The organism is Desulfovibrio sp. 86 (genome assembly GCF_902702915.1).
Classification (GTDB): Bacteria; Desulfobacterota; Desulfovibrionia; order Desulfovibrionales; family Desulfovibrionaceae; genus Desulfovibrio.
In genome coordinates, this window is sequence record NZ_LR738849.1 from 2,744,783 (window position 1) to 2,770,370 (window position 25,588).

A 25,588-nucleotide genomic window follows, 5' to 3' on the forward strand; every position below is an offset into this window, starting at 1 on the left:
AAGGAGACTGTTATGGAAATTGCCGGCTACAATATGCCCGAGGAACTGTATTACGACCAATACCACTTCTGGACCCGTGTTGACGGCGACGAACTGGTCATCGGCATGGACGACTTCGCTGAAAAGCTGGCCGGGCAGATAGTGTTTGTGCAGTTGCCCTTTGTGGGCAAGGCCGTCACGGCGGGCAAGAAGTTCGCCAAGGTGGAGTCCGGCAAGTGGCTGGGCACGGTCTACAGCCCGGCGGACGGCGAAATAAGCGCCGTCAATGAAGAACTGGAGGCCAACCCCTCCCTCATCAACAGCGACTGCTATGGCAAGGGCTGGATGTACAAGATCAAGCCCGTGGACAAGAGCCAGATCAATACCCTCATCCACGGCGGCAAGGACGTTATCGAAGCCTGGCTGCTGGAGGATATCAAGAAATTCAAGAAGGACTAAATCATGCGTCAGTCAGCATTCAGCATCAGGCAGCGTATGGCCCTGGACGCCTGCACCGAGTGCGGCCAGTGCCTCACCGTGTGCCCGGCCGTGGCGGCCTCGGGCGATGCGGACCTCTCGGCCCAGGTGCGCATGCACAATCTGAAAAAACTGCTGCGCGACCGCAACTTCTTCTGGAAGGCGCTCAACGAAATGCTGGGCCGGGAGCCTCTGGCCACGCCGCAGGTGCTCAAGGACTATGGCCTCTCCGTTTTTCGCTGTTCACTCTGCGGCGATTGCGAAGAGGTCTGCCCGGCCGGTCTGCCCCTCAAGGACATGTGGCTGTCCCTGCGTGAGGAACTCTCGCGCACCGGCGATGCGCCCGACAAGATCCGCATGATCCGCGCCAACCTCGACGGCAGCCACAACGTCTTTGACGAGGATAACGACGAGCGCGGCGACTGGGTGGACGACATGCGCAAGCCCCCCAAGGGCGGTTGCCTGAAGGATTCGGCCGAGGTGGTGTACTTCACGGGTTGCGTGGGCGCCTACTTTCCGCTGGCCCAGAAGATCCCCATGGCCTTTGTGGAAATACTGGATGCTGGCGGCGTTGATTTCACCATCATGGCCGGCGACGAGTGGTGCTGCGGCTTTCCTTTGCAGGGTTCTGGCCAGAGCGAAGGGCTGCCCGCCATCATCGCCCACAACGTGGCGGCGGCCAAAGCTCGCGGTGCGCGCAAGGTGGTGTTCACCTGCCCGTCCTGCTACCAGATCTGGCGCGAAGCCTATCCTCCGGAATTCGAACTGGTCCACGCCTCTGAAATGGTGGCCCAGCTCGTTCTTGAAGACAGGCTCCCCCTGGGCGAACTGCCCATGACCGTCACGTATCACGACCCTTGCGACCTTGGACGCGGCGGGCGTGTTTTTGACGAGCCGCGCGCGATTATGGCCCGCATCCCCGGCCTCACTCTGGTGGAGATGGAGCATAACCGCGAGCATTGCCTGTGCTGCGGGGGCGGCGGCAACCTCGAGATGATCGATCCCGATCTTTCCGCAGCCATGGCCAAACGCAAGGTCGAGGAGGCCGTGGCCACAGGTGCGGAGGCCATTATCACCAACTGTCAGCAGTGCGTGCGCACCATGATGACCTACGCCAAGCGTAACAAGGTCAGCATAGATGTCATGGATATGAGTCAGCTTGTGGCCAAGTCCATAGAGGCTGGCCGCAAGGCTCTGGCTGTGGCCGAAGCCGCCAGGACGGCGCAGCCCGAGAGCGCCGCAGGAACGCAGGGATAATAACCGGGAACTGGGGGGTAGTGGGTGCCCCCCGGCTCCCGTTTTCAGAATTTTCAAGCAGTTTGCCAATAAAATGCATTGATTGCTCTGTGAGGATTTTTCTGAAAAATCCTTGCCAGAAATGTGAACAGGCAGGCTTTTGCCTGCCGCTTGCAAGCATTTCAGGCGGTTAATGCTCCAGTTGCTTCATGCGACAGCCAGGCGCGTGCCGCAAATGGAGCCGCACAGGCACTTGATCTCAAAAAGCCGGGGAGAAGGCCCCCGGTCCGCCGGGGACGGTTCTTCCCCGCCAGACTTCAAGGGGTAGTTTCATGAAAGCGCAGTGGCGACTGTTGGACTTGCCGCCCATGACGGCGGCGGAAAACATGGCTCTGGATGAAGTGCTGGTGGAGGTGCGCGGAAGCGGACACTCCAGGGATACACTGCGTTTTCTGCAGTTCCGTCCGGCAACGGTGCTGGTGGGTTTTCATCAGTCCCTGCAGGAAGAAGTGCGCCTGTCCTACTGCCGTGAGCACGGCATTGACGTGAACCGGCGCATCACGGGCGGCGGCGGCCTGCTTTTTGACGAAAACCAGCTCGGCTGGGAAATCATTTGCGCCAAGTCCTTTTTCGGCGTGGGCATCCCCAACGCCAATTTGTTCCGCCGCCTGTGCGAGCCCACCATCACAGCCCTGCGCGGCATGGGCATTGACGCGGCCTTCAGGCCCCGCAACGACATTGAGGTGGCGGGCCGCAAAATTTCGGGCACGGGCGGCACGGACTGCGAGTCGGCCTTTTTGTTCCAGGGCACGCTGCTGGTGGATTTTGACATTGAAACCATGCTCAAATGCCTGCGCGTGCCTGTGGAAAAACTCAAGGCCAAGGAAATAGATTCCATCAAAAAAAGAGTGACCTGCCTTGCCTGGGAATTGGGCCGCGTGCCCGAAACCAGGGAAGTGAAGCGCAACCTTGTGGAAGCCTTTGAGCAGCACATGGGCATCACGCTCAGGCTTGGCGGCCTCACGGCCGAAGAAGAGGATCTGCTGTCAAAGAAGCTGCCGCATTTCCAGTCGCAGGAATGGATAGACATGGTGCGCCCCACCTATGAGAAAACAGAGGTGGTGCAGGGCGCGCGCAAGTCTCCTTTCGGCCTTGTGCGCGTGACCATGCAGTTGAACATACCGCGCAAAACGCTCAAGAATATGTATATCACCGGCGATTTCCTGTCCTTTCCGTCGCGGGCGCTTTTTGACCTTGAGGCCGCCCTGCGCGGCCAGCCCCTGGACGGCGACCATTTGTGCGGCATTATTACTGATTTTTTCAAGGCTGGCAAAATTGCCATACCGGACATGGGTGCGGAAGATATCTGCATTCCCCTGCGCATGGCTCTGGAAAAAGCCGCCATCGCCCGTCACGGCATCCCCCTTGAGCACTGCAACCGCATCTTCACCACCAACGGCAGTTTTGACGAAGTGCTGGCGGCAGGGCCACAGGCGCTGCTTTTGCCGTACTGCGCCAAACTCAAGGACTGCGACCTGCGCTTTACCCGGGCGTGCCGCGCCTGCGGCGAATGCTCTGTGGGCGACGCCTGGACCTTGGGGCGCGAGCGCAAGTGGCGCACGGTCTGCATCACCAGCTTCGAGCATCTCATGCAGGAGCTGGAAAAAATGAAGGGGCAGGGCGTGTCCGCCTTTATCGGCTGTTGCTGCCAGCCTTTCTACATCAAGCATGTGGAGGATTTCGACCGCCTTGGCCTGCCCGGCATTCTCATCGATATCGAAAATACCACCTGCTATGACCTTGACCAGAGCGAAGCCGCCCACAGGGGAGAATTCTCCAGCCAGACCATGCTGAACATGGCCTTGCTGCATGACATCCTTCGGGTTGCCGGACAGGCCGAGTTAGCCGGACAGGCTGCAGGGGCCGGGCAGCCAATCATGACGGAAGGCGCGGCAGGCATAGCGCCCGGTGTCACGCCCGGTGTAACGGCTGACGCGGAAAAAGTGGGGGGGACGCATGCTGCATTATGACGTGCTGATTGTGGGCGCTGGCCCCGCCGGTTCCAGCGCCGCCAGAGCCGCCGCGCAGGCCGGAGCTTCCGTGGCCCTTGTGGAGCGCCGCAGTGCCGTGGGCGTGCCCGTGCGCTGCGCCGAATACATACCTGCCATGCTGGTGGGGCAGGCTGACGTGGGCAAGGACTATATCGCTCAGGCCACGCTTGGCATGCGCAGTTACCTGCATGGGCACCGTATTCAGGACATGGCGGCTCCGGGCTATGTCATCCACCGTGACAAATTCGATCAGGCGCTGGCCAGCGCCGCTGCGGATGCCGGGGCGCATATGCTGCTGGGGCACTGCGTTCTTGGCCGTGAAGGCGGGCAGGGCAGTTGCGTCATGTTGTCCACGCCCGCCGGAGGGATGACCAGCATAAAGGCCAAGGTGGTCATCGGGGCGGACGGCCCGCATTCGCGCGTGGCCCAATGGGTCGGGCTGCCCAATACCCATTGCCTGCCGTCCATACAGGTGCGCCTGCCCCTGCGCAAAACCCTGGAACATACCTGCATATATTTTGATGAAAGCATCACTGCCGGCTATGCCTGGCTTTTTCCCAAGGGCGACGTCGCCAATGTGGGGCTCGGCATGCTGCGTCAAAGGCATACGCCGGGGCTGCGCCGGGTGCTGCGGCGTTTTGTGCGCGGTCTGTCGGCCCTTGGGCTGGTGCGCGACGAACCCCTGGCGTTCACGGGCGGCTGGATACCCGCCGGGCCTCCCAGGCCCTGCGTATCTGGCGACATCCTGCTGGCCGGAGACGCGGCGGGGCATACCCATCCCATAACAGGGGCGGGCATCTTTCAGGCCGTCATGGGCGGGCAGATGGCTGGCCGCTGGGCGGCCCGCGCCGTTCGGGAGGACCGCCTGGCTGTTTTGCAGGGCTACGCGGACGAATGGAACGACTTTTACGGCGACGTTCTGTCCCACGCCTACAACCGCAGGCTGGACTGGGAAGGGCATAACGGCGTGCTGGACCAGTCCATAAACAGATTCTGGATAGGATTCAGGGAATACTATGCGGCCTCTTGACCACTGGGACGACGTACAGCTGGAGCAGGCCCGTGAGCTTTCGTGGGCGCGGCACGGCAAAAAAATACTCTTCTACCTGCCAGGCATGTTTGTGCGTGACGGCGTGCAGGGGCAATACCCCGCGCTTTCCGTCACTGGCCGCGACTGCGCGCAGCACTGCGCCCACTGCGGCGGCGCGCTGCTGCAGAGCATGCCCGATGTGAGCAAACCCGGCAGCCTGCTGGAAAAGTGCAGGGCGCTTGAGGCGCAGGGTGTGCAGGGCGTGCTGCTTTCCGGCGGCTGTGACGGCCGGGGGCGGGTTCCGTGGAAGAATTTCATCAACGCCATTGCCGAAGTAAAGCGGCAGACAGGGCTTTTTGTGTCCGTCCACTGCGGCATGCTAGATGCGGCCACCGCACGAGATCTGAAAAGCGCCGGGGCGGATCAGGCCCTCATTGACATTATCGGCAGCGCTGAAACGTATTACAAGGTCTATCATCTTGAAGACGGCCCGGAAATGCTGGACAGCAGCCTTGATGCGCTGGCCCGGGCAGGGCTGCCTGTGGTGCCGCACATTGTGGCCGGACTGCACTTCGGCAAGCTGCTCGGCGAAAGCTGGGCTCTGGAAATCGTTGCCCGGCGTCCGCCAGCCCTGCTGGTCATCGTGGCCTGCATGAACCTGCCCGGCACGGACATGGCGGGCATGACCCCGCCAGGAGCGCGCGAGGTCTGCGGCGTCATTTTGCGGGCACGGGAACTCATGCCGGATACGGAAATAAGCCTGGGCTGCGCCCGCCCCCGCAAGGGCGCCGCCGATCTGGAAGAACTGGCCCTGCTGGCCGGGGTCAACCGCATGGCTCTGCCCTCACAGGAGGCCGTGGCCATGGCCTCCTGCATGGGGCTTGAGACGCAGTTTCGCAAGACCTGCTGCTCGGTGCGTCTGGGCGAGGGCACGGCTGGCTGGTGAAAGGCCGGTACGGGTAGGATATCCGCTCACGTACGCCACGTGACGGGCATATGGAAAAAACGTCTGCTTGAGGGCAGTCAGCGAGGAAAATATGAGCCAAGCCACCGAATTGAAAAGTCAATGTTCCCCCAGTCAGGGTCTTTGCGGGCAGGAACCCGCGCCGGAAAGCCCCGATGTCGTGCGCATGAGCCTTGCCGCCGCCATGACGCTGGACTTCGCGCCGGGCAGCTTTTACCGCAATGCCTGCCTTTCCTGCGTCAATCTTCTTCTGACCTACCGCTCGGGATGCGCGGCCCGCTGTTCCTACTGCGGCCTTTCAGGGGCCAAGGAAAAGCGCCCCATCAAGAGCTTCATCCGCGTAAGCTGGCCTTCCTTTACCGTGGATGAAATCATTGCGGGCATTTTGCGGCGTCAGGAGCGCGTCAAGCGCATCTGCATATCCATGCTTACCAACAGCCGCGCCCCGCGCGACGCCACGGACATCTGCCGCCGTTTGCGCGCGGCCGTGGACATTCCGGTTTCCCTGCTCATCTCGCCGACCATCCTGACGCGCCGCCATCTGGAAGAATTCCGCGACGCCGGAGCGGACAAGATCGGCGTGGCCATCGACCTCGCCACGCCGGAGCTCTTCGCCCGGTACCGTGGGGCCGGGGTAGGGGGGCCGCACTCCTGGGAGCGCTACTGGCAATGCCTGGAAGAAAGCCTGGATGTTTTCGGCAAGGGCATGGCCGGTTCGCACTTTATGGTCGGCATGGGCGAAACCGAAGAAGAGATGAGCCGCGCCATGCAGCGTGTGCATGACATGGGCGGCAACACGCATCTGTTCTCGTTTTTCCCCGAGGGAGGCTCGCCTCTGGCCGAGCATCTGCCGCCGCCCATTGACCAGTACCGCCGCATCCAGCTGGCGCGCTGGCTCATCGACCACGATCATGCCCGCGCCGAGAACTTCACCTACAATCAGCGCCGGGCCATCACCGGATACGGGCTTCCAAAGGACGCGCTGGACGGTTTCATCAACGCTGGCGAGCCCTTCCGCACCTGCGGCTGCACGGGCCGCGACGGCGAGGTGGCCTGCAACCGCCCCTACGCCAATTCGCGCCCCGGCCCTGGCATACGCAACTATCCTTTCAAACCGGAAGAGGCGGACGTGCGCCATATCCGCCTGCAAATGGGCTTGCCTTTGTAATTTGCGGCAAAGGCCGCAAGGGCCTTTTTCGCAACCTGCGAAACTGGAACAGGATCGGGCAGGCATCCTGTTTCAGTTTCGTAGACAGTGTGCCGCGTTGAGTGGGCGGCACGGGGCCGCGCCGGTTTACCCCTCCGACGCGGCCCATTCTTTGACGCCGCAAAGGGAGAGGAGTAAAAAACACGCATGACCTTGATCTGCCTGGGCGACAGCCTCACATATGGCTTCGGTATTCCCCGTCACCGGGTATGGCCTTCATTGCTGGCCAAAACCACAGGCATGAAGGTGCTCAACTGGGGCATCAACGGCGACACCACAGGCGGCATGCTGGCCCGTTTTCAGGCCCACAGCGCCGTTAAGGACGCCCATGCGGCCATTCTTATGGGCGGGTTCAACGATCTCGCTCTGGGCGCGGACCTTGGCGTGGTAAAAGCCAATATGTTCGCCCTGGTGCAGCAATGCTTCAGTGTACGCGTCAAGCCGGTGCTCGGCATTCCCATCCCCGTGCGTCACCCCATCACCTTTCCCCTGCTGGCCAGTATGGATGTGGATCGGGCCTGCGCCGCCTATGACGGATTACGGCCCTGGCTGCACAGCCTGGCCGAAGATTTTTCCTTGCCTGTGGTGGATTTTTATCGGCGCTTTGAAGAGTTTTTAGTCTCTGCGGCCCTCAACGGCAGAGAGTATTTTGACGCCCTGTACACTGACGGCCTGCACGCCAGCGAAGCCGGGCACGCCCTCATGGCGCAGGAGGCCGCAAGGGCGCTGCACAAGATCTGATCGCTTCTGCTCCCAGAGTGCTGCAAGCCCCGTCCCTTCGGGGCTCTGGCAATCCCCGATCTTCCATACGCTCAAGCCCCAGACCTTCGGGGCCCTGTCAATCCCTGAACTTCGATGCGCTGTCCGTTCTAGAGCATTTTCACTTTGAAAAAGTTTAAATGCTCTAACGCTGCACTTTCGTGCAGTGCGCCACAACATGCCGTGGATTCAGCCGAAAATCGCATTTTCGGCTGAATGAACATTTTGAAATGAGAAGCATTTCAAAGTTAATCTGCTCTAGGGTCGCGCGTCAGCCGTGCAGCCTTGAGCCGCTCTTCAGCCTTGCAGGCTGCTGGGCTGAATTTCATTCGTAAATCGATCCAGTATAATTCAATTTTATAAGTGAGTTACTCAAAGTTTCCGCCGGGCGGTTCCTGCCCGAAAGACGTGTCACGCGCTCGCTCCTTTTGCATGCCGTAGCGGTATGATGGTATGACAATATGATAAAATGTGTAACATTATTATATAATTAGGTTTACAGTATTACATTTTATATACACTATAATCGTACTCTGTATTGATAGCATTTAAAAATTCAATGATTAATGAAGTATGTATTGCAACTGGCTTTATATAAATTAAAACTATCACGAATGGAAAATACACGTGAAAAAAATAATTTAATTGCCCTGATTATTCTTTCTGTGTTTTATTTACCTCATAAGTGAAAATTCTATGAGAGGGTGACAATGCTCAGAGGGATGGTTTTCTTCATGGCAATTATTGTCGCTATTTTTTGCCTTCAATTGGCAATAAATGGTGGCGTGTTGCAGTCACATGGAGATGTGTCGTCCTGTGAGTCTGTGATGCAGCAGAAGACCTGTCTTTCTTTGCTTGCAGTAGTTGATATGAATGTGCATGGACCGCCAAACATCAGTGCGGGCAGCGCAAAAGAGTCTTCAACCAGATCGGAAAGCCTTAAAAATACCATGCCCGGATGGGCAAAGTATGATGTTGAAGACCTGCCTCAGATTAAATATGCTTTTTTAAAGATATTTCACCACGATCCAACTGAAAATTTTGGATTGTCTCCTTTGTCCGAAGCTCCCACGTGGTCGGACAAAAGCAAACTTCGCACCCTGCGTCCCCCTGTGCGGGCAGCGCCGCACGCCTGACAATAATTCTGCCTAACTTACCACAAGCACACGCAAAACTGAGACAGCACATGTCCCGGTCCGGTTCCGTGGCAAAAGCTTCCGGCTGTAAAGCCGCGTAGCCTCTGGATGCTGTTTCTAAATAACACGCCTTCAACAGCATTACTTAAAGGTGGAACGTATGCTTAAGTATCTGAGAGTATTGTATGTACAAGTGTTGATTGCAATTATGATCGGTATTTTGCTGGGGCATTTCTATCCGCAGATGGCGATAAAAATGCAGCCTCTTGGCAAGATGTTCATCAACCTGATCAAAATGATCATCGCGCCGCTCATTTTTTCCACAGTTGTGACAGGCATCGCGGGCATGAACGACATCAAGGCCGTGGGTAGAACGGGCGGTCTTGCAATCATCTACTTTACCGGCATAACCCTGCTGGCTCTGATTATCGGCCTTGTGGTCGTAAATCTGGTTCAGCCCGGCGCGGGCATGAATGTTGACGTGAGCACCTTTGACGCCGCCGACAAGAGCATTGCCGCCCAATACGCTGGTAAGGCCAAAGACAATAACCTTATTAGCTTCTTCATGAATATCATTCCGCATACCTTTGTTTCCGCATTTACCAGCGGCGAGATACTGCAGGTTCTGCTTGTGGCCATCATCTTCGCTTTTGCCCTGAATTTCAGCGGCGCCAAGGGCCAGCTGTGCTTTGACCTCATCAAGAGCCTTTCTGAAGTGCTTTTCAAGGTCATCAATATCATCATGCGCGTCGCGCCCATTGGCGCATTTGGCGCAATGGCCTTTACCATCGGCAAGGAGGGTATAGGCTCCGTACTGGCGCTGGGTGAACTGATTTTGTGTTTTTACGCCACCAGTATCATGTTTGTAATACTGGTTCTCGGTGTTGTGGGCCTGTTCAGCGGATTCAGCATCTTCAAGTTCGTCCGGTATATTAAGGAAGAGCTGTTTATCGTTCTTGGCACGTCTTCCTCCGAATCCGTGCTGCCCAACATGCTGCGCAAGATGGAGAAGGTGGGCTGCAACAAGAGCGTCGTGGACCTGGTTATCCCGGCGGGCTACTCCTTTAACCTGGACGGCACGGCCATCTACCTGACCATGGCGGCGGTATTTTTGGCCCAGGCCACCAATACGCCCATGACCATTGGCGAAGAGCTCGTGCTTCTTGGCATCCTGCTGATTTCATCCAAGGGCGCTGCGGCAGTCACTGGCGGCGGATTTATCGTGCTGGCGGGCACGCTGAGCTCTGTTGGCAAGATTCCCCCGGAAAGCATCGCCGTTATTTTCGGCATTGACCGCTTCATGTCCGAGGCGCGCGCGCTGACCAACCTTGTGGGCAACGGCGTGGCCACCATCTTTGTTTCCAAAATGACCGGCAACCTTGATTCCGAAAAGCTGCGCCGCGTGCTTAACGGGGACACGTCGGAAATCGAAGAGGATGATGACGTTGTCGAAGCTGAGCTGGCCGCAAGCGAGGCGGATCTTTGATCCACTTCCGAACTGATGGCGCGCTGGGCGTCAACTGAAGAGGCACAAGCGAACAGACCGGGAGAGTCATGAAAGAAATCCATTGCAACGACATAGCGCAGGCAGTGGCGCGTCTGGCCATAGATGCCTGCTACCGTCTGCCTGCGGATATGGTTGAAGCCATGCGGAAAGCCCGCGAGGCCGAACCGTCGCCCGTGGGCCGCACCATACTGGATCAGTTACTGGAAAATGCGGGCATTGCCGCTGATGGGCAGATTCCTTTGTGTCAGGACACAGGAATCACAGTGGTTTTCGCCGAGATAGGACAGGATGTACACATAGTGGGCGGCGCTTTTGAAGACGCCGTCAATGAGGGGGTACGCCGGGGGTACACGGACGGTTATTTGCGCAAATCCTGTGTGTTCGAGCCTTTGTTTGAGCGCAAAAATACGGGGGACAACACCCCGGCCGTCCTGCACTCCCGCATGGTGCCAGGCGACAGGCTGCGCCTGCGTCTGGCGCCCAAGGGGGCAGGATCGGAAAATAAAAGCGTGCTCAAAATGCTTGTGCCGGCTGACGGCATCGAGGGGGTTCGCAAGGTGGTTCTGGACGCCGTTCTGGCGGCTGGCCCCAACTCCTGTCCCCCTCTGGTCGTGGGCGTGGGCATCGGCGGCACAATGGAACTGGCCGCCCTGTGCGCCAAACGCGCTGCGGCCCGTGACCTTGAAAGCCATAACGCGGATGCGCGTTACGCGGCCTTTGAAGATGAACTGCTTGAAATGGTCAACAGAACTGGCGTCGGCCCACAGGGGCTTGGCGGCGTGACCACGGCCCTCAAGGTGCATGTGGAGTGGGCACCGACCCACATAGCCTCACTGCCGGTGGCCGTGAACATCAACTGTCACGCGGCGCGCCACGCCGAAATCGTCCTGTAGGGGGGGCCATGTCTGACCAAGTCAAAAAAATACGTGCTCCTTTTGACGAAACCACGGCCCGCTCCCTGCGTGCCGGCGACAGGGTGCTTATTTCGGGCACCATTCTGGCCGCGCGCGATGCGGCCCATAAAAGGCTGGTGGAAACACTGGACAGGGGCGAGCCCCTGCCGGTGGATCTGCAAGGGGCTGTCGTCTATTACCTGGGGCCGAGTCCGGCCCGTCCCGGGCATCCCATCGGGGCGGCCGGACCAACGACTTCAGGCCGTATGGACGCCTATACGCCCCGCCTGCTCAAGCAGGGCCTCAAGGGCATGATTGGCAAGGGCTATCGCAGCCCTGACGTCATAAAGGCTATGGAAGAACTCGGCGTACCCTATCTGGCCGCCGTGGGCGGCGCGGGCGCGCTCATTGCCCGCAGCATCAGAAAATATACGGTGCTGGCCTATGAGGATCTGGGGCCCGAAGCCGTCGCCGCCATGGAGGTGGAGGATTTTCCCGCCATTGTGGTCATCGACAGCATGGGCGGCAATTACTACGAGGCTGGCCAGGCGCCGTACCGACGTATCTGATGTGTACGTGGCGCGTCCATAGACTGTTTACGTATCATTGCACAAGGAGTTCATATGGCTTTGAGCAGAAATTCCGCTGAGGGCAAAACTCGCCTGGATTTCTGGCAGGCCGCCACAGGCGCTTTTTTGGCGCTGTTTGTGTGCGTGCACCTGCTGCTGGAAGGGACGGTGGTGATCAGCCCTGCGTTGACCAATGGCATAGCCTGGTTTCTTGAGGCCACGTGGTTGACCCACCTGGTGGCCCCTATCATTATCCTGATGGTTGTTTTTCATTTTTATATCGCGGCACGCAAGATGCCCTTTCGCGCGCATGAGCTTGGCATCTTTGTGCGGCACAGCAAAAGCCTGAAGGATTTTGACACCTGGCTGTGGCTTGTGCAGGTCTTTACGGCCATCGCCATCCTGCTCGGCGTATTTTTTCACGTATACGCGATCATGACAGACCTTCCCATCAATGTGGCTGGCAGCGCCAAGCGCCTGCACAGCGGCTGGCTGGCCTTTTATGTTGTCTTTTTGCCCTGCGTCATCCTCCATACGGGCATTGGCGTGTACCGCCTCGCCGTGAAGTACGGCGTCTGCGTCAAGAGCGCCAAGGACATGTGCCGCAAGTGGATATGGATCGTCATGGGCTGTTATCTGTTGCTCGGCTCGCTGGCCTTGGCCCGCGTCTGGTTTCAGGGATAGGGGGGCGTATGCGTATTTTTGAAAGTGACGTTTTGTGCATTGGCGCTGGTCTGGCCGGAGAGCGTGTGGCGGTGGAGGCCGCACAGGAGGGCTTCAGCGTTATCTGTCTTTCCGTGGTGCCGCCCAAACGCTCGCACTCCTCTGCCGCCATGGGCGGCATGCAGGCGGCTCTGGGCAACTCGATCATGGGCGAGGGCGACTGCCCCGAAATCCATTTTAACGATACGGTGAAGGGATCTGATTGGGGCTGCGACCAGGAGGTGGCCCGTCTGTTTGCTGAAACCGGCCCCATAGCCATGCGCGAAATGGCCTGGATGGGCGTGCCCTGGAGCCGCGTGGTGCCCGGCGAGCACACCTACTACAAGGGCGGCAAGCCATTTCAGGCTACGGAAAAAAAGGAAAATGAGGGGCTTATCCATTCCCGCGCCTTTGGCGGCACCGCCAAGTGGCGTACCTGCTACACCTCGGACGGCACAGGCCATGCCGTGCTTTTCACCCTGGACAGCCGCCTGCTGCAACTGGGTGTGGATGTGCACGACCGCATGCAGGCCGAAGTGCTGGTGCACGATGGCCAGCGCTGCATGGGCTGCGTGGCCCGCGACCTGCGCACCGGTGAGCTGGTCGGGTACTTCGCCAAGGCGACGCTTATCGCCACCGGTGGATATGGCCGTATTTACCGGGCCACCACCAATGCCATCATCTGCGACGGCGGCGGCCAGATAGCGGCCCTTGAAACGGGCGTGGTGCCTCTGGGAAATATGGAGGCCGTGCAGTTTCACCCCACGGGCACGGTGCCCACGGACATTCTTGTGACCGAAGGCTGCCGTGGCGACGGCGGCACCCTGCTGGACGTGAATGAATACCGCTTCATGCCGGATTATGAGCCGGACAAGGCCGAGCTTGCCTCGCGTGACGTGGTGTCGCGCCGCATGACAGAGCATATGCGCAAGGGCTTTGGCGTGCCCAGCCCCTACGGCGAGCACCTCTGGCTGGACATCCGGCACCTGGGCGAAAAGCACATCACCACCAATCTGCGCGAAGTGTATGACATCTCCACCCATTTCCTTGGCGTGAACCCCATACACCAACTCATCCCCGTGCGGCCCACCCATCACTACAGCATGGGCGGCGTGCGCATCAACAAGGACGGCCACGCCTACGGGCTTGAAGGGCTTTTCTCCGCCGGCGAGGCCGCCTGCTGGGATATGCACGGCTTCAACCGCCTGGGCGGCAACTCCCTGGCCGAAACCATAGTTTCCGGACGTATCGTGGGCAAAAAACTGGTGGAATTCCTGCAAGGATACGAAACCGTGTTTTCCACAGCCGAAATGAAGGCCGCCGCACTCAAGGTCAAGGATCGCATCGCCGCGCTGCTGCGCGGCACGGGCGACGGCTGCTACACCCTGCGCAACGAGATGCAGGACGTCATGATGGAGCATGTCGGCATCTTCCGTAATGGCAAGGATCTGGAGGCAGGCGTCGTCAAGCTGCAAAATCTGCTGGAGCGCTGCAAAAACATGCGCCTTGGCAGCGGCAACATCCCTGGCCCCAATGCGGAGCTTTCTATGGCCCTGCGGGTGCCCGGCATGCTCAAGCTGGCCCTGTGCACGGCCTACGGCGCGCTTATGCGCACTGAAAGCCGGGGCGCGCACGCTCGCGAGGATCATCCGGAACGCAACGACAAGGACTGGCTTGTGCGCACCCTGGCCTATTGGAACGAGGGCGACAGCCTCCCCACGCTCCGGTATGAGCCTGCCACGCCATTCTTCATTCTGCCTCCGGGCGACCGGGGCTATGGCGGCGGCAAGATCATCCAGGGCGACATCAAGGAAGACCAGATCGTTCCCTACGACGAGAAAGGTTAAGGGAGGCAAGCTCAATGGGACGCAATCTTACGTTCGAGATATTCCGCTATAATCCACTGGATGCCGGGTCCTACCCGCACATGCAGAAATTCCAGCTTGAAGAGCATCCAAGCATGACGCTCTTTATCGCGCTGAATCTTATCCGCGAAAAGCAGGACCCCTCCTTGCAGTTTGATTTCTGCTGCCGCGCAGGCATCTGCGGTTCCTGCGGCATGGTGATCAACGGGCGGCCCGGCCTGGCATGCCACACGCAAACCTGTGACCTGCCGGACCACATAACCCTGCACCCCCTGCCGGTTTTCAAACTGCTGGGCGATCTCTCCGTGGACACGGGCACGTGGTTTCGCAATGTGGGCCAGAAGATCGAATCGTGGATACACACCAGCAAGGCCTTTGATCCGGCGGCGCAGGAAGAACGCATGGACAATGAGCTCGCCACCCAGATATTCGAACTGGACAGGTGCATTGAGTGCGGCTGCTGCGTGGCGGCCTGCGGCACGGCCCGCATGCGTGAAGACTTCATCGGGGCCACGGCCATCAACCGTATGGCGCGCTTCTATATCGATCCGAGAGACAACCGCACCCCGGCCGATTATTACGACCTCATCGGCGACGACCAGGGTGTTTTCGGCTGCATGGGCCTGCTGGCCTGCGACAGCGTGTGCCCCAAGCAACTGCCCCTGCACGACCAGCTGGGCATCATGCGGCGTATGGTGAGTATGGAATCCGTGCGCGGCATACTGCCGGAATTCCTGCGTAAAAAAATGCAGGGCTGCGGCCATTCGCATTGCGGCGGCAAGGACTAGGGCACTTTTACCTTGAAACTGCTCTGTCACCCGCGTGAACGGTGCCCGCCGTGAAGGCATAAGGAAACGCTGATGTATTTTGTTTGCGGCGTTGCTTAACTTTTTTGAAACAGTCGAGGACGGAACAGTCCACTCCTGCTTCAAAAAAAGATCGCGCCTTGCCAAAGGAAATACCAGCGCGTTTCCGGGAGGCTCTTTAATCAGTGCTTCCATAAGTACAGCCTGCGCGCTGTTGCGTGCCGTAACGGTCGTGCCGTACCCTTTGGGAATGCATATTCCTAAAGGTAACCCGTTCTCACTGCGCGCCAACAGGAACGAATGGGTCCTGTTGGCGCAACTACATAGAATGTCAGAATATGCTAGGAGAAATTCATGTCCCGTATAAAGAATCTGCGTGAAGATGCTCTGGCCATGCACAAAAATTTTCAGGGCAAGATTGAAGTGCGCGTTAAGGTGCCCGTTCGTGATGCCGACGATCTCACTCTTGCGTATTCGCCCGGCGTGGCAGAACCCTGCATGGAAATCAACCGTAATCCTGAAATGCTGGACGTGTACACCAACCACGGCAATTTTGTCTGCGTGGTGTCCAACGGCACAGCGGTGTTGGGCCTGGGCGACATAGGGCCCGCCGCCGCCATGCCGGTGATGGAAGGCAAAAGTCTGCTGTTCAAGACCTTTGGCGATGTGGATGCTTTTCCCATCTGCGTTGACACCAAGGACACGGCAAAAATCGTCGAGCTTGTGGAACTGATGGCCCCCACCTTTGGCGGCGTGAACCTTGAAGACATCAAGGCCCCGCAATGCTTTATCATTGAGGACGCCCTCAAGAAAAACGGCGTTTTCAAGGGACCCATCTTCCACGACGACCAGCACGGCACCGCCGTGGTCACCCTGGCCGGGCTTATCAATGCTCTCAAAGTGGTCAACAAGAAACTGGAAGACGTTACTGTGGTCACCAGCGGCGCGGGTGCGGCCGGTATTGCCATCATCAAGCTGCTCATGGCCATGGGTCTCAAAAACGTCATCATGTGCGACACGCGCGGGGCCATCTACGAAGGCCGCGCCGAAGGCATGAATCCCTATAAGGAAGAAATCGCCCGGCGCACCAATCCGCAGAAGGTCAAGGGCGGTCTGGCCGAGGCCATCAAGGGGGCGGACGTGTTCATCGGCGTTTCCGCGCCCAACACCCTTACCGAAGACATGATCCGCAGCATGGCCAAGGACCCCATAGTCTTTGCCCAGGCCAACCCCATCCCCGAAATCTGGCCTATCCAGCGTGCGCTGGACGCCGGTGCGCGGGTGGTGTCCACGGGGCGTTCGGACTGCCCCAACCAGATAAACAATGTGCTGGCCTTTCCCGGCATCTTCCGCGGTGCTCTGGACGTGGCCGCCACGGACATCAATGACGCCATGAAGATAGCCGCGGCTTACGCCATTGCAGAACTGGTCACGGCCGATGAACTGCGGTCCGACTATATCATACCTTCAACCCTTAACGCCGATGTGGCCCCGGCCGTGGCTGCCGCCACCGCCCGCGCCGCCATAGAAAGCGGCATTGCCCGCAACCCTGTGGATCCGGCCATTGTGGCGAAAAACCTCAAGAACAGGCTTGCTAACCGCAAGTAGAACCCTGTTGCCCTGAATTGTCCTGGCCGCTGCGAAAGCCTCGCTAGTGAAATTGCTCAAGGCTCATTGGTTCTCCAGTAGCGTGTAACAGGCAAACAGCGTTGTACCTTCTTCAGCCGTTGCCCCTGCGGGCAGCGGCTGAAGCCGTGTTTGCCCTTGGCTCAGTCTCACTATTTATCCTCCATGCAGCCACCGGTCTTTGGGTGACCCCGGTAAGCAGCCCCGATCATATGTCGGGGCTGCTTACGTTTTGAGGCCGCTTATGGAATCTACCGAGCCTGTCTGGCTGTTTTCGGGAGCAGGGCGGTTTTTGCCGGGACGATTGCCCCGGTGGCGACAGGTTGGGCGGCCCGGTTGCAGCCGGGCAGGCCCACTGCGCCTGCGGGCAAATTTCGGGCGCTGTGGTGAAGACTGCAGAAAATTCTGCTGGAACTATTACGCGCAATTTTTAAACTCTTACTTCGGATAGTTTCGTACTGATAAATGCATAGTTAATGACTATGTTTTGTGAAAAAAAGCCGTGAGTTCACGTTTTTAAAAATACCGAGACCAAGTTGCGCCTTACAATCTCCATCTGTACTCAAGTAATACTAAAAATTTTATTCACTGGAGATGTTCTGTTGAAGCGCACTGTCCACTGCCTGGGTGCTGACGGTGTTATCTTTCTGTTATCTCAATAACTGGAGGGCATATGAGATGTAGGGGAGTGGTATTCCTGCTCGCGATACTGCTGTTGCAGGCAAGTGGAGCATGGGCACAGGAGGAGGGGGCAACAGAGGTCTTATTGACGCCGCTTGAGATGACAGAACCCAAAAACACCATTGACCATATCACCCAGACAGATATGGAAAGAAAGACGGCCATCAATCTGTGGGAAGCCCTCAGGGGAGTGCAGGGCGTATACCTTCAGACATCTGGGGGCCGCAATGAAGGTACCATTGGCATACGTGGATCAAACCGGTATCAGGTCGGCATGTACGTTGACGACATCCCCATTGCCACAGCGTACCGCAATGAGTGGGATTACAATAACACTCTGACCTATGGCCTTGAGTCAGTAGATGTCTCAAAAGGGTACAGTTCACCACTGCTTGCAAGCAACAACAACCTGGCTGGCGTGGTGAACCTGCGCACTGCAAAACCCAAAAAAGAATTTGAATTCTCAGCGAAATACTTGAATTTTTTTGACCGCAGGATGCACGATCAGGGCCGTATGGCTGCCACCAGCATAGGCACGCGGCAGGAGCTTTACTACCTGAAAGGCACCTTTGTGTACGACAACCAGGATTTTTTCACCCTGCCCGAAGGTTTTGACGCCTCCCCCTACCAGGGTACGGGACGCCGCAAAAATTCCGACCATCAGAATCTGAGCGCCAACATCATTGGCGGCTGGACCCCCAGTGAAGATGTGGACATTATGGTGGGCTACATGCGGCAACACTTTAAAAAGGGCCAACCCTTCGACGCCGCCGAGTATCGCCGCGGGGCGGACGGCAAGCAGGCGTATCCCTTGCAGCGCTGGTGGTACTGGCCGGAATATGAAACCAGCCGCCTGTATACCAACGCCAATTTTAATCTGAGCCGGCAGGCCCACCTCAAGGCCGTGATGTACTACGACTGGCATCAGGACAAGTCCGAAAGCTATACCGACATGACCATGACCAAAAGGGACTCTGCTGATAAAAAGTACGACCAGTACACGGTCGGCGGGCAGTTGACCTTTGACTATGCCTTCAACGCGGCCAATAAGCTGGCGCTTTCTGCCGGTTACCGCATCCTGTCACATAAAGAATATAATGATTACGCTGTGTTTGATGATACCGGCCTGAAGCCAAACCAAAAAAAGAAAAAGGCCGACATAGGCGACAAGCTGGATGAGCATATTTCGGAGGGCTACTGGGACCTTGGCGCGGAATATACCCTCAAGCCCATTGAGCGCCTGACTCTTGTTTTTGGCACGAGCCTCAGCACCTTGACCCCCATGACGCTCGAAAGCCGCGACCATACCACAGATGCCATGAATTCTTACAAAAAAGGGCTGGACGACACCAAGACCCTGTTCAACTATCAGGTGGGCGCGTTCTACGACCTTACCGAAAAGCATGAAATTTTTGCCACCTTTGCCAAAAAATCCCGGTTCGCCACCATGCGCGAGCGGTTTTTGAGAATTGGCGACGCTCCTGCCAATCCCGATTTGAACCCCGAACACGCCTATCATTACGAGCTTGGCTACAAGGGCCTTGTCAGCGACTGGCTCAAGCTCAACACCAGCGTGTACTACAGCGACGTCAGCGACATGATCACGTCCAAAGGGATTAAGCCGAACGTGACTTTTGAAAACCTCGGCAGGGCCACATTCTATGGCTTTGAGGCAGGGGCAGAAGCCGTTATCAATCAGTACTTCAGCACGGGCGCTGTGTTCAACTACATGCGCTGGAATAACTGCACCAATGATGAAAAGATTGCCCAACTTCCCGAAATAACCAGCACCCTTTATGGTGTTATCACTCCTCTGGAAGGGTTATCCATCATTCCCCAGCTCAATATCAGCAGCGGCTTTTACTGGAATACCTCCGCTGATAACCTCCCGTACAGAAAGTCTCCCAACTTTGCCACTGCGGATATCAAGGCGGTGTATGACATCAACAAGAACTTCTCGGTGGAAGCTGGCGTGAAAAACGTGTTTGACCAGGAATATGCGTACAGCGCCTATTATCCGGAACCGGGCCGGAGTTATTTTGTGGGCGTGAGCGCCAATTTCTAGGGAAACGCTGATTTATTCCGTTTGGCGGACTTGCTTCACTTTTTTTGAAACAGTCGAGGACGTAAGAGTCCACTCCTGCTTCAAAAATGATCGCGCCTTGCCAAAGGAAATACCAGCGCGTTTCCAGGAGGCTCTTTAATCAGTGCTTCCCTGGCGTTGATTCCGATATGCTTGACTTACTGTGAACTCTGCCGCTTCAGCCGTTGCCATGCGTGTGACGGCTGAAGCGCATCCTGCGTTCGTAGCGGCAGCCGCAACGTGGGGCGCAATGCGCAACGTCGAGCGCAACGCGCCGGTCTGGCTCTCCCTTGACCAGAAGGCAGCCGGGCGACATGCCGAAAGGATGGTGACTGTGCAGATGAGATTACTTGCCTCAGGGCTGCTTGTGCTGTTTGTCATGCTTGTCATGCCGTGTCGCGTCGGCGCTGCGGCGGGCTCTTCTGCCGTGTCAGAGAGCGGGGCAGAGGTAAAGGATGCGCGCAGCGTCTATTGCGCCACCCCGCCTTCCACATTCACGCTGTATGCCTTTGCGCCGGAACTGCTGGCTGGCTGGAATACGCCCCTCAGGGATTATGAAAAAAAATTTATTCCCGCCCGGTACCACAATCTGCCGGTGCTGGGCGGCTGGTACGGCCAGGGCTTCATCCCCGACAGGGAAATGCTGCTGGCCAGTGGCATCAAAAAAGCCTTTTACCTGTCCATGGGCCCGCACGATCGCCTGCCCATTGAGCAGACCCTGACCAGCCTCGGCATGCAGGTTACCAGCGTGCCCGGTGCGAGCATGACGGACATGGCCTCCTGTTTTATGGACATGGGCCGGGCCTTTGGCCGTGAGGAACGTGGGGCGGCGTTGGCCGCCTATGCTGAGCAGGCGCTTGAAAAAGTGTCCCAGGCCATGCGGGATCTGCCCATGGAAAAATGGACAAGGGTGTATGTGGCCCTTGAGGCTGACGGCCTGGCCTCCGTCTGCCGTAAGTCGCAGCGGGCAGAGGTGTTTGCCGCCGCCGGGGCCCTGAGCGTGCATGACTGTCCGCCCGGAGCGGAGGAAGCCTTTTTGCGCGTGACCTTTGAGCAACTGATGGCCTATGACCCTGAAGTCATACTGGTTTTCCATCCGGCGCTCATGCGTCGCATCCCCACAGACCCCAAATGGGCGTCACTGTCCGCCGTGCGCCAGGGCAAGGTATATTTTATCCCGCGCGGGCCGTTCAGCTGGCTGGAGCGTCCCGCCACCTACATGCGCCTGTTGGGCGTGCAATGGCTTGCAAACAAACTGCATCCCGACCTCTACCCCGTGGACATCAAGGCGGAGAGCAGGCATTTTATGAAACTTTTTTTCAACCTGGAGCTTGATGACGCTCAGGTGAACGACTTTTTTGAGCCGTATGGCACATTCTAAAAAAATCCTGCTCGTACTGAGCCTGCTTTTGCTGGCGGCCATCGTGTTTGCCCTGCCCATGGGCCGTTACCCGCTGGTCCTGGGCGATCTGTGCCGCAGCCTGCTGGACGCGTGGGCGGGGCGGCCCTTGAATGAAGAACAGAGCCGGCAGCTTTTTTTGTTCTTTGACCTGAGGCTGCCGCGCATTGGCTCGGCCCTGGTGGTGGGAGCCTGCCTTTCCGCTTCGGGTACGGTGTACCAGAACATGTTTCAAAATCCCCTTGTGTCGCCGGGCATACTGGGCGTGCAGCACGGGGCCGCTTTTGGCGCGGCCATAGGCATAGTGTTTTTCTCTGCCTGGCCGCTGACGCAGGCCTTTTCCTTTGCTGGCGGCGCGCTGGGCGTGGGACTTTCGCTTTTTTTCGCCTGGCTCTACCCCAGAGCGCGCTTTTTGGCCCTTGTGGTGGGCGGCCTTGTGAGCAGTTCGTTTTTTGTGGCCCTGACGTCGCTTGTGCAGTATGTGGCCGACCCCAACCGCCAGCTGCCGGAACTTGTGTACTGGCTTATGGGTACGCTGTCCCGCACGGAACCGCGCCAACTGGCCTGGAGCGCCCCCCTCATGCTGGCCGGGCTGGCCTATATCTGCCTCAATGGCAAGGCGGTGAACGCGCTGGCCATGGGGGACGACGAGGCCCGCGCCCTGGGCGTGCAGAGCATGGGCATGAAGTTGCGCCTTATCGGCGCGGCCACCCTGATCTGTTCGCTTACCGTGGTGCTGGCCGGGGTCATCAACTGGGTGGGACTGGTCATCCCGCATGTCATGCGCTTCATAATCGGGCCGGACAACAGGGTGGGGCTCACGGCGTCTGCCCTTGGCGGGGCGCTTTTTGTGCTGCTTACTGACACGCTCATACGTTCGGTCTGGACAGTGGAACTGCCGCTGGGCATTGCCACATCGCTCATCAGCATGCCGCTTTTTGCCTTCAGCCTGTGGTACGACTGGAAACGACGATGATAGAAGTTCGCAATCTTACCGTCAGCTATCACAGCGCCCCTCCGGTGCTGAAAAATATTTCCCTGCGCGTGGACAGGGGCGAGGTGGTCAATGTGCTTGGCCCCAACGGTTGCGGCAAAACGACGCTGCTCCGGGCGCTTCTTGGTCTTTTGCCCTCTCCTCCCGGCAGTATCTTGCTGGACGGCCATCCTCTGGAAACAATCCCACGGCGCAGTGTGGCCCGCAGCCTCGCCTATGTGCCGCAACAGCATGCCGGAGTTTTTGGCTTTCAGGTGCTGGATGTGGTGCTCATGGGCCGCACCGCGCGCAGTCCCTGGTTGCGTTTTTCCGCCGAGGATCGCCAACAGGCCATGGCCGCGCTGGAAAAAGTGCGCCTGACCCATCTGGCGGACAGGTCGTATCTGGAGCTTTCTGGCGGGCAACGCCAGATGGTGCTGATTGCGCGCGCCCTGGCCCAGGACTGCGGGGCGCTTGTGATGGATGAACCTGTCACGGGACTGGATTATGGCAATCAGTTTCATCTGCTTGACCTTATTGGCGAACTGGCCGCATCGGGGCCAGCCATCTTGCTCACCACGCACCATCCGGAACAGGCCGTCTACCTCGGCGGGCGGGCCGTGCTTTTGAAAGACGGCATACTGGTGGCGGATGGCGCTGTGGCATCGACCATCACCGAAGATCAGGTGCGCCAGCTATATGAACTGCCGCCCAGAGCCGAAGCGTGGATGCGCCTGACCGGGACCAGTGCGCCATGAGCCATTCAGACGTTGCAGAAGCCGCCCTCGGCATGCCCCAGGTCGCGCAGGTGCGCGGCAAGTCGGTAATTTTCGGCAATGTGCTGGTGTTTCTGCTTTCTTTGACGCTCCATACGGTCGTGCTCGCCGCCTTGTGGTTTCTGGCTGTTCCCGCGCTGGGCTCCGGGGAAGGTGCGGGCGGATATATCACGGTCAGCCTGCTGGGCGGGCTGCCGGGCGATTCGGGCGGCGCTGGTTCCGGGACTGTGTCGCCCCATGCTGGTGATGCCGCAGCCGTTACCGCAGCCACTTCCCCCACCGAATCAGAATCCTCTACTGATGCCAAGGCCCATGAGCCTCCTTCCGTCACGCCTGCTCAGGAGACTGTGCCTGTTTCTGTGCCTGGCGCTGATCACGTGACGCAGCGCGCAGAGGCCGACCCGGCCGGGTCCGCCAAGTCTTCTCTTCCCGTGACGGACGCGGCTATTCCTGTGCGCACGACAAAGCCCGTTCCAAAAGACAAGCCCGCCGCCTCCCAGCGCACAAGTCCGCAGCCCGCCAACCCTCCCGCAAATCCCGCCGTCAAAAAGTCCTCGCACGAGCAGGCGCGGCCAGCCAGCCATGACACGGCCCAGCAGGGTGAAAAAGCTTCAGGCCTCGGCCATGAAGGAGGCGGCATGGCAGCGGGGCACAGCGGGCAAGCTGGCGGCCAGGCTGGCGGCCAAAGTGGCGGACAGGCAGGGCAAAAGGGCGGTGAAAGCGGCGGCGAAAACAGCGCTGCCGGGCAGGGAGGTTCCGTCGGGTATCTGAAGGGAAATTACGAGTATATCAAAAAACGTGTCAGGCAGTATCTGGTCTACAGTCCGCAGGCCAAGCGCATGGGGATTCAGGGCATGGTGACCGTGTCGTTTACCATCCAGCAGGACGGCAGGGTCAGGGACGTTGCGGTCAGTAAAAGCAGCGGTTACTCTTTGCTGGACGAATCCGCCCTTGAAGCGGTGCGCAGTGCCGCGCCCTTCGCAGCGCCGCCGGAGTCGGCGCGCGTGATCATGCCCGTGCAGTTCAGCCTGAGGTAGGGAAGTAGCTATGGTTATCGCAAGAACTCTGCTTTTTCTTTTTCTGCTGGTTTGCTCCGCCGTTCCCGTTCTGGCGGATGTAAAAATATTTGTTACCAATGATGTTCATGGCTACGTGGCCGACAATCCGGAAAAAAAGAACATCGGCTATGCCAGGCTCAAGGCAGTGGCCGACGGAGCGCGGGCCGAGGGCCATACGGTGTTTGTCCTGGATGCGGGAGACGCCTTCAGCGGCAGCGCCTTTGCCCTGATAGACCAGGGGCGCAGCGTGGCAAAGCTTATGGGGCAGGTGGGCTACCGCGTACTCACGCCGGGCAACCACGCCTTTGATTATACCCTGTCTGAAGGCCCATTGTACTACGGCAATGAGTTGCTGCGCCTGGTGCGCGAAAACAGCCCCGGCAAGGTTGACGCCGTGGCCGAAAACCTCACGTACAAGGGGGCCGATCCTCCCGGCATGGTCACAAAGCCTGTGGTCATTTATGATGAAACAGCGAAAAATCCACAGGGCATGCGCGTCATCGTCACAGGCGTCATAACGCCATATTCGGTGAAACCCAGTTTGCGTCAGGCGCTGGCGGACTACGACTTCGACTTGAAGCCAACCCCCGAGGCCACCAAAAAGGCCGTTCTTGACCGGCTGACGCGGTCGCTTGCGCCGTATGGCAGGCCTGAGGATGTGGTCATCGTGCTGAGCCACCTTGGCTATGCCGGACCCAAAGGCGACAAGGACGGCCGTATCACCGGGCCTGACGTGGCCGCCGTGCCCAACGTGGATTTTGTGGCGGACGGGCACAGCCACAAGGCGGTGGCCCCGACCTACGACTACGGGGCAATGTACGCCAACGGCGGACGCTACCTTGAGCATTTCATGGTGATCACCCTTGACGGCAAGAAGGGCGACATGGCCCTGAAATCGTACGCTGACGTGGCGGACGTCGTGCCGGACAAAGCCATGACGGACAGCATACAACAGCTTGACGCCGCGCGGGGCTTTGAGGACGTTGTTTTTACATCCCCTGACGACAGTGTTTTCAAGGACGGGCATTTGCGCAAGGACAGCACGCCCCTGGGCCGCCTCATTTGCGAGAGCATGGCAAAGGCTGCCGGGGCCGCCATTGCCCTGCACACTCCAGGCGGCATACGCGCGGGGTTGCCCGGTGGGCCCGTGCACCGGCGCGACCTGCTCGATGTTTTGCCCTTTGACGACAGACTTGTTGCCGTTGACATGACAGGCAAGCAGATTGCCGATGTGTTCACGCGCGGCATTGGGCACGGCGGGCGTGGTTTGCCGCAGTTTTTCGGGCTTGATGTCTGGGCCTGGCAGGATGAAGACGACAGCCTGCACGTGGCCGGGTTGCGTCTCACGAACGGGGTTCCGCTCCAGCCGGACAAAAAATACCGGGTGGCCCTTAATGGATTTATGGCCAGAAATATGAATCTGCCCACGAAAAAAGATCGTGGAAACCTTGTGGATGCTTTGGAAACACAGCTGAAGAAAGGTGTTGATGTGGAGGCTCTGCGGACCGGCAGGAATTTGTTTGTTTTCGCGGACAAGGCATCGGCGGAGGCGGCATTCAGTCAGGCTGGGAGTCGCTAGAGCAGATTAACTTTGAAATGCTTCACATTCCAAAGTTTTCATTCAGCCGAAAAATGTGATCTGCGGCTGAATCAACGCCACGTTGTGGCGCGCTGCACGTTCGTGCAGCGTTAGGGCATTTACACTTTTTCAAAGGTTAAATGCTCTAACGGCCTCTACCGGGCTGGGCGGCGCATATCAGGCAGGCCGGAACCGTTCGTGGCGGCTATCGGCAGGACTTTGGCGGAGCCCC

The 25,588-nt window shown here is 58.5% G+C and carries 21 protein-coding genes; all 21 read left to right on the forward strand.

From position 1 onward, the window contains the following. The first annotated feature begins 12 nt into the window (after positions 1 to 12). Complete coding sequence (locus DESU86_RS11230) at positions 13 to 438, forward strand: glycine cleavage system protein H (protein WP_179981120.1); 426 nt, start codon at positions 13 to 15, stop codon at positions 436 to 438. Between the two features lie 3 nt (positions 439 to 441). Next, positions 442 to 1,713 carry a (Fe-S)-binding protein gene (locus DESU86_RS11235; protein WP_179981121.1) on the forward strand — a complete coding sequence of 424 codons (1,272 nt, stop codon included), beginning with the start codon at positions 442 to 444 and terminating at the stop codon, positions 1,711 to 1,713. A gap of 311 nt (positions 1,714 to 2,024) precedes the next feature. After that, complete coding sequence (locus tag DESU86_RS11240) at positions 2,025 to 3,722, forward strand: lipoyl protein ligase domain-containing protein (protein ID WP_179981122.1); 1,698 nt, start codon at positions 2,025 to 2,027, stop codon at positions 3,720 to 3,722. Continuing rightward, entirely contained in the window at positions 3,709 to 4,773 is a 1,065-nt protein-coding gene (locus tag DESU86_RS11245; protein ID WP_179981123.1) for a geranylgeranyl reductase family protein, read from the forward strand. Before DESU86_RS11240 ends, DESU86_RS11245 begins: the two co-directional genes overlap by 14 nt. Beyond that, entirely contained in the window at positions 4,760 to 5,719 is a 960-nt protein-coding gene (locus DESU86_RS11250; RefSeq protein ID WP_179981124.1) for a radical SAM protein, read from the forward strand. The genes DESU86_RS11245 and DESU86_RS11250 overlap by 14 nt, the downstream gene beginning before the upstream one ends. A gap of 91 nt (positions 5,720 to 5,810) precedes the next feature. Next, positions 5,811 to 6,905 carry a radical SAM protein gene (locus DESU86_RS11255; protein ID WP_179981125.1) on the forward strand — a complete coding sequence of 365 codons (1,095 nt, stop codon included), beginning with the start codon at positions 5,811 to 5,813 and terminating at the stop codon, positions 6,903 to 6,905. Positions 6,906 to 7,091: 186 nt separating this feature from the next. Beyond that, positions 7,092 to 7,685, forward strand: coding sequence for a GDSL-type esterase/lipase family protein (locus tag DESU86_RS11260; RefSeq protein WP_179981126.1), 594 nt, complete (start codon positions 7,092 to 7,094; stop codon positions 7,683 to 7,685). Between the two features lie 752 nt (positions 7,686 to 8,437). Further along, entirely contained in the window at positions 8,438 to 8,839 is a 402-nt protein-coding gene (locus DESU86_RS11265) for a hypothetical protein (protein WP_179981127.1), read from the forward strand. Between the two features lie 160 nt (positions 8,840 to 8,999). Next, positions 9,000 to 10,325 (forward strand): dicarboxylate/amino acid:cation symporter, encoded by a 1,326-nt coding sequence (locus tag DESU86_RS11270; RefSeq protein ID WP_179981128.1) that lies wholly within the window; start codon positions 9,000 to 9,002, stop codon positions 10,323 to 10,325. A gap of 68 nt (positions 10,326 to 10,393) precedes the next feature. Then, complete coding sequence (locus DESU86_RS11275; RefSeq protein WP_179981129.1) at positions 10,394 to 11,239, forward strand: fumarate hydratase; 846 nt, start codon at positions 10,394 to 10,396, stop codon at positions 11,237 to 11,239. 8 nt (positions 11,240 to 11,247) lie between these two features. Next, positions 11,248 to 11,808: a Fe-S-containing hydro-lyase gene (locus DESU86_RS11280; RefSeq protein ID WP_179981130.1), complete on the forward strand. Its 561-nt coding sequence runs from the start codon at positions 11,248 to 11,250 to the stop codon at positions 11,806 to 11,808. Between the two features lie 54 nt (positions 11,809 to 11,862). Next, positions 11,863 to 12,492 (forward strand): succinate dehydrogenase/fumarate reductase transmembrane subunit, encoded by a 630-nt coding sequence (locus tag DESU86_RS11285; RefSeq protein WP_179981131.1) that lies wholly within the window; start codon positions 11,863 to 11,865, stop codon positions 12,490 to 12,492. An 8-nt stretch (positions 12,493 to 12,500) separates the two neighbouring features. Beyond that, entirely contained in the window at positions 12,501 to 14,357 is a 1,857-nt protein-coding gene (locus DESU86_RS11290; protein WP_179981132.1) for a fumarate reductase flavoprotein subunit, read from the forward strand. A 14-nt stretch (positions 14,358 to 14,371) separates the two neighbouring features. Next, a complete protein-coding gene (locus DESU86_RS11295) occupies positions 14,372 to 15,163 on the forward strand; it encodes a fumarate reductase iron-sulfur subunit (protein ID WP_179981133.1) in 792 nt (263 codons plus the stop codon). A gap of 372 nt (positions 15,164 to 15,535) precedes the next feature. After that, the gene (locus DESU86_RS11300) at positions 15,536 to 16,789 is read left to right on the forward strand and encodes an NAD(P)-dependent malic enzyme (RefSeq protein WP_179981134.1); all 1,254 of its coding nucleotides are present in this window, start codon (positions 15,536 to 15,538) and stop codon (positions 16,787 to 16,789) included. 799 nt (positions 16,790 to 17,588) lie between these two features. Continuing rightward, entirely contained in the window at positions 17,589 to 19,553 is a 1,965-nt protein-coding gene (locus DESU86_RS11305; protein ID WP_179981135.1) for a TonB-dependent receptor, read from the forward strand. Between the two features lie 268 nt (positions 19,554 to 19,821). Next, on the forward strand, positions 19,822 to 20,952 hold the full coding sequence (locus DESU86_RS11310; RefSeq protein ID WP_179981136.1) for an ABC transporter substrate-binding protein: 1,131 nt from the start codon (positions 19,822 to 19,824) through the stop codon (positions 20,950 to 20,952). Next, positions 20,939 to 21,946, forward strand: a complete 1,008-nt coding sequence (locus DESU86_RS11315) for a FecCD family ABC transporter permease (RefSeq protein WP_179981137.1) — start codon at positions 20,939 to 20,941, stop codon at positions 21,944 to 21,946. The genes DESU86_RS11310 and DESU86_RS11315 overlap by 14 nt, the downstream gene beginning before the upstream one ends. Next, complete coding sequence (locus DESU86_RS11320; protein WP_179981138.1) at positions 21,943 to 22,701, forward strand: ABC transporter ATP-binding protein; 759 nt, start codon at positions 21,943 to 21,945, stop codon at positions 22,699 to 22,701. Before DESU86_RS11315 ends, DESU86_RS11320 begins: the two co-directional genes overlap by 4 nt. Further along, complete coding sequence (locus DESU86_RS11325) at positions 22,698 to 23,756, forward strand: energy transducer TonB family protein (RefSeq protein ID WP_179981139.1); 1,059 nt, start codon at positions 22,698 to 22,700, stop codon at positions 23,754 to 23,756. Before DESU86_RS11320 ends, DESU86_RS11325 begins: the two co-directional genes overlap by 4 nt. A gap of 10 nt (positions 23,757 to 23,766) precedes the next feature. Continuing rightward, complete coding sequence (locus DESU86_RS11330) at positions 23,767 to 25,356, forward strand: bifunctional metallophosphatase/5'-nucleotidase (RefSeq protein ID WP_179981140.1); 1,590 nt, start codon at positions 23,767 to 23,769, stop codon at positions 25,354 to 25,356. Positions 25,357 to 25,588: the final 232 nt, after the last annotated feature.

Excerpts from the sequence above, each read along its gene's own strand:
- DESU86_RS11230 (WP_179981120.1), top strand. The coding sequence starts at position 13 with ATGGAAATTGCCGGCTACAATATGCCCGAGGAACTGTATTACGACCAA.
- DESU86_RS11235 (WP_179981121.1), top strand. The coding sequence starts at position 442 with ATGCGTCAGTCAGCATTCAGCATCAGGCAGCGTATGGCCCTGGACGCC.
- DESU86_RS11240 (WP_179981122.1), top strand. The coding sequence starts at position 2,025 with ATGAAAGCGCAGTGGCGACTGTTGGACTTGCCGCCCATGACGGCGGCG.
- DESU86_RS11245 (WP_179981123.1), top strand. The coding sequence starts at position 3,709 with ATGCTGCATTATGACGTGCTGATTGTGGGCGCTGGCCCCGCCGGTTCC.
- DESU86_RS11250 (WP_179981124.1), top strand. The coding sequence starts at position 4,760 with ATGCGGCCTCTTGACCACTGGGACGACGTACAGCTGGAGCAGGCCCGT.
- DESU86_RS11255 (WP_179981125.1), top strand. The coding sequence starts at position 5,811 with ATGAGCCAAGCCACCGAATTGAAAAGTCAATGTTCCCCCAGTCAGGGT.
- DESU86_RS11260 (WP_179981126.1), top strand. The coding sequence starts at position 7,092 with ATGACCTTGATCTGCCTGGGCGACAGCCTCACATATGGCTTCGGTATT.
- DESU86_RS11265 (WP_179981127.1), top strand. The coding sequence starts at position 8,438 with ATGGCAATTATTGTCGCTATTTTTTGCCTTCAATTGGCAATAAATGGT.
- DESU86_RS11270 (WP_179981128.1), top strand. The coding sequence starts at position 9,000 with ATGCTTAAGTATCTGAGAGTATTGTATGTACAAGTGTTGATTGCAATT.
- DESU86_RS11275 (WP_179981129.1), top strand. The coding sequence starts at position 10,394 with ATGAAAGAAATCCATTGCAACGACATAGCGCAGGCAGTGGCGCGTCTG.
- DESU86_RS11280 (WP_179981130.1), top strand. The coding sequence starts at position 11,248 with ATGTCTGACCAAGTCAAAAAAATACGTGCTCCTTTTGACGAAACCACG.
- DESU86_RS11285 (WP_179981131.1), top strand. The coding sequence starts at position 11,863 with ATGGCTTTGAGCAGAAATTCCGCTGAGGGCAAAACTCGCCTGGATTTC.
- DESU86_RS11290 (WP_179981132.1), top strand. The coding sequence starts at position 12,501 with ATGCGTATTTTTGAAAGTGACGTTTTGTGCATTGGCGCTGGTCTGGCC.
- DESU86_RS11295 (WP_179981133.1), top strand. The coding sequence starts at position 14,372 with ATGGGACGCAATCTTACGTTCGAGATATTCCGCTATAATCCACTGGAT.
- DESU86_RS11300 (WP_179981134.1), top strand. The coding sequence starts at position 15,536 with ATGTCCCGTATAAAGAATCTGCGTGAAGATGCTCTGGCCATGCACAAA.
- DESU86_RS11305 (WP_179981135.1), top strand. The coding sequence starts at position 17,589 with ATGACAGAACCCAAAAACACCATTGACCATATCACCCAGACAGATATG.
- DESU86_RS11310 (WP_179981136.1), top strand. The coding sequence starts at position 19,822 with ATGCGCAACGTCGAGCGCAACGCGCCGGTCTGGCTCTCCCTTGACCAG.
- DESU86_RS11315 (WP_179981137.1), top strand. The coding sequence starts at position 20,939 with ATGGCACATTCTAAAAAAATCCTGCTCGTACTGAGCCTGCTTTTGCTG.
- DESU86_RS11320 (WP_179981138.1), top strand. The coding sequence starts at position 21,943 with ATGATAGAAGTTCGCAATCTTACCGTCAGCTATCACAGCGCCCCTCCG.
- DESU86_RS11325 (WP_179981139.1), top strand. The coding sequence starts at position 22,698 with ATGAGCCATTCAGACGTTGCAGAAGCCGCCCTCGGCATGCCCCAGGTC.
- DESU86_RS11330 (WP_179981140.1), top strand. The coding sequence starts at position 23,767 with ATGGTTATCGCAAGAACTCTGCTTTTTCTTTTTCTGCTGGTTTGCTCC.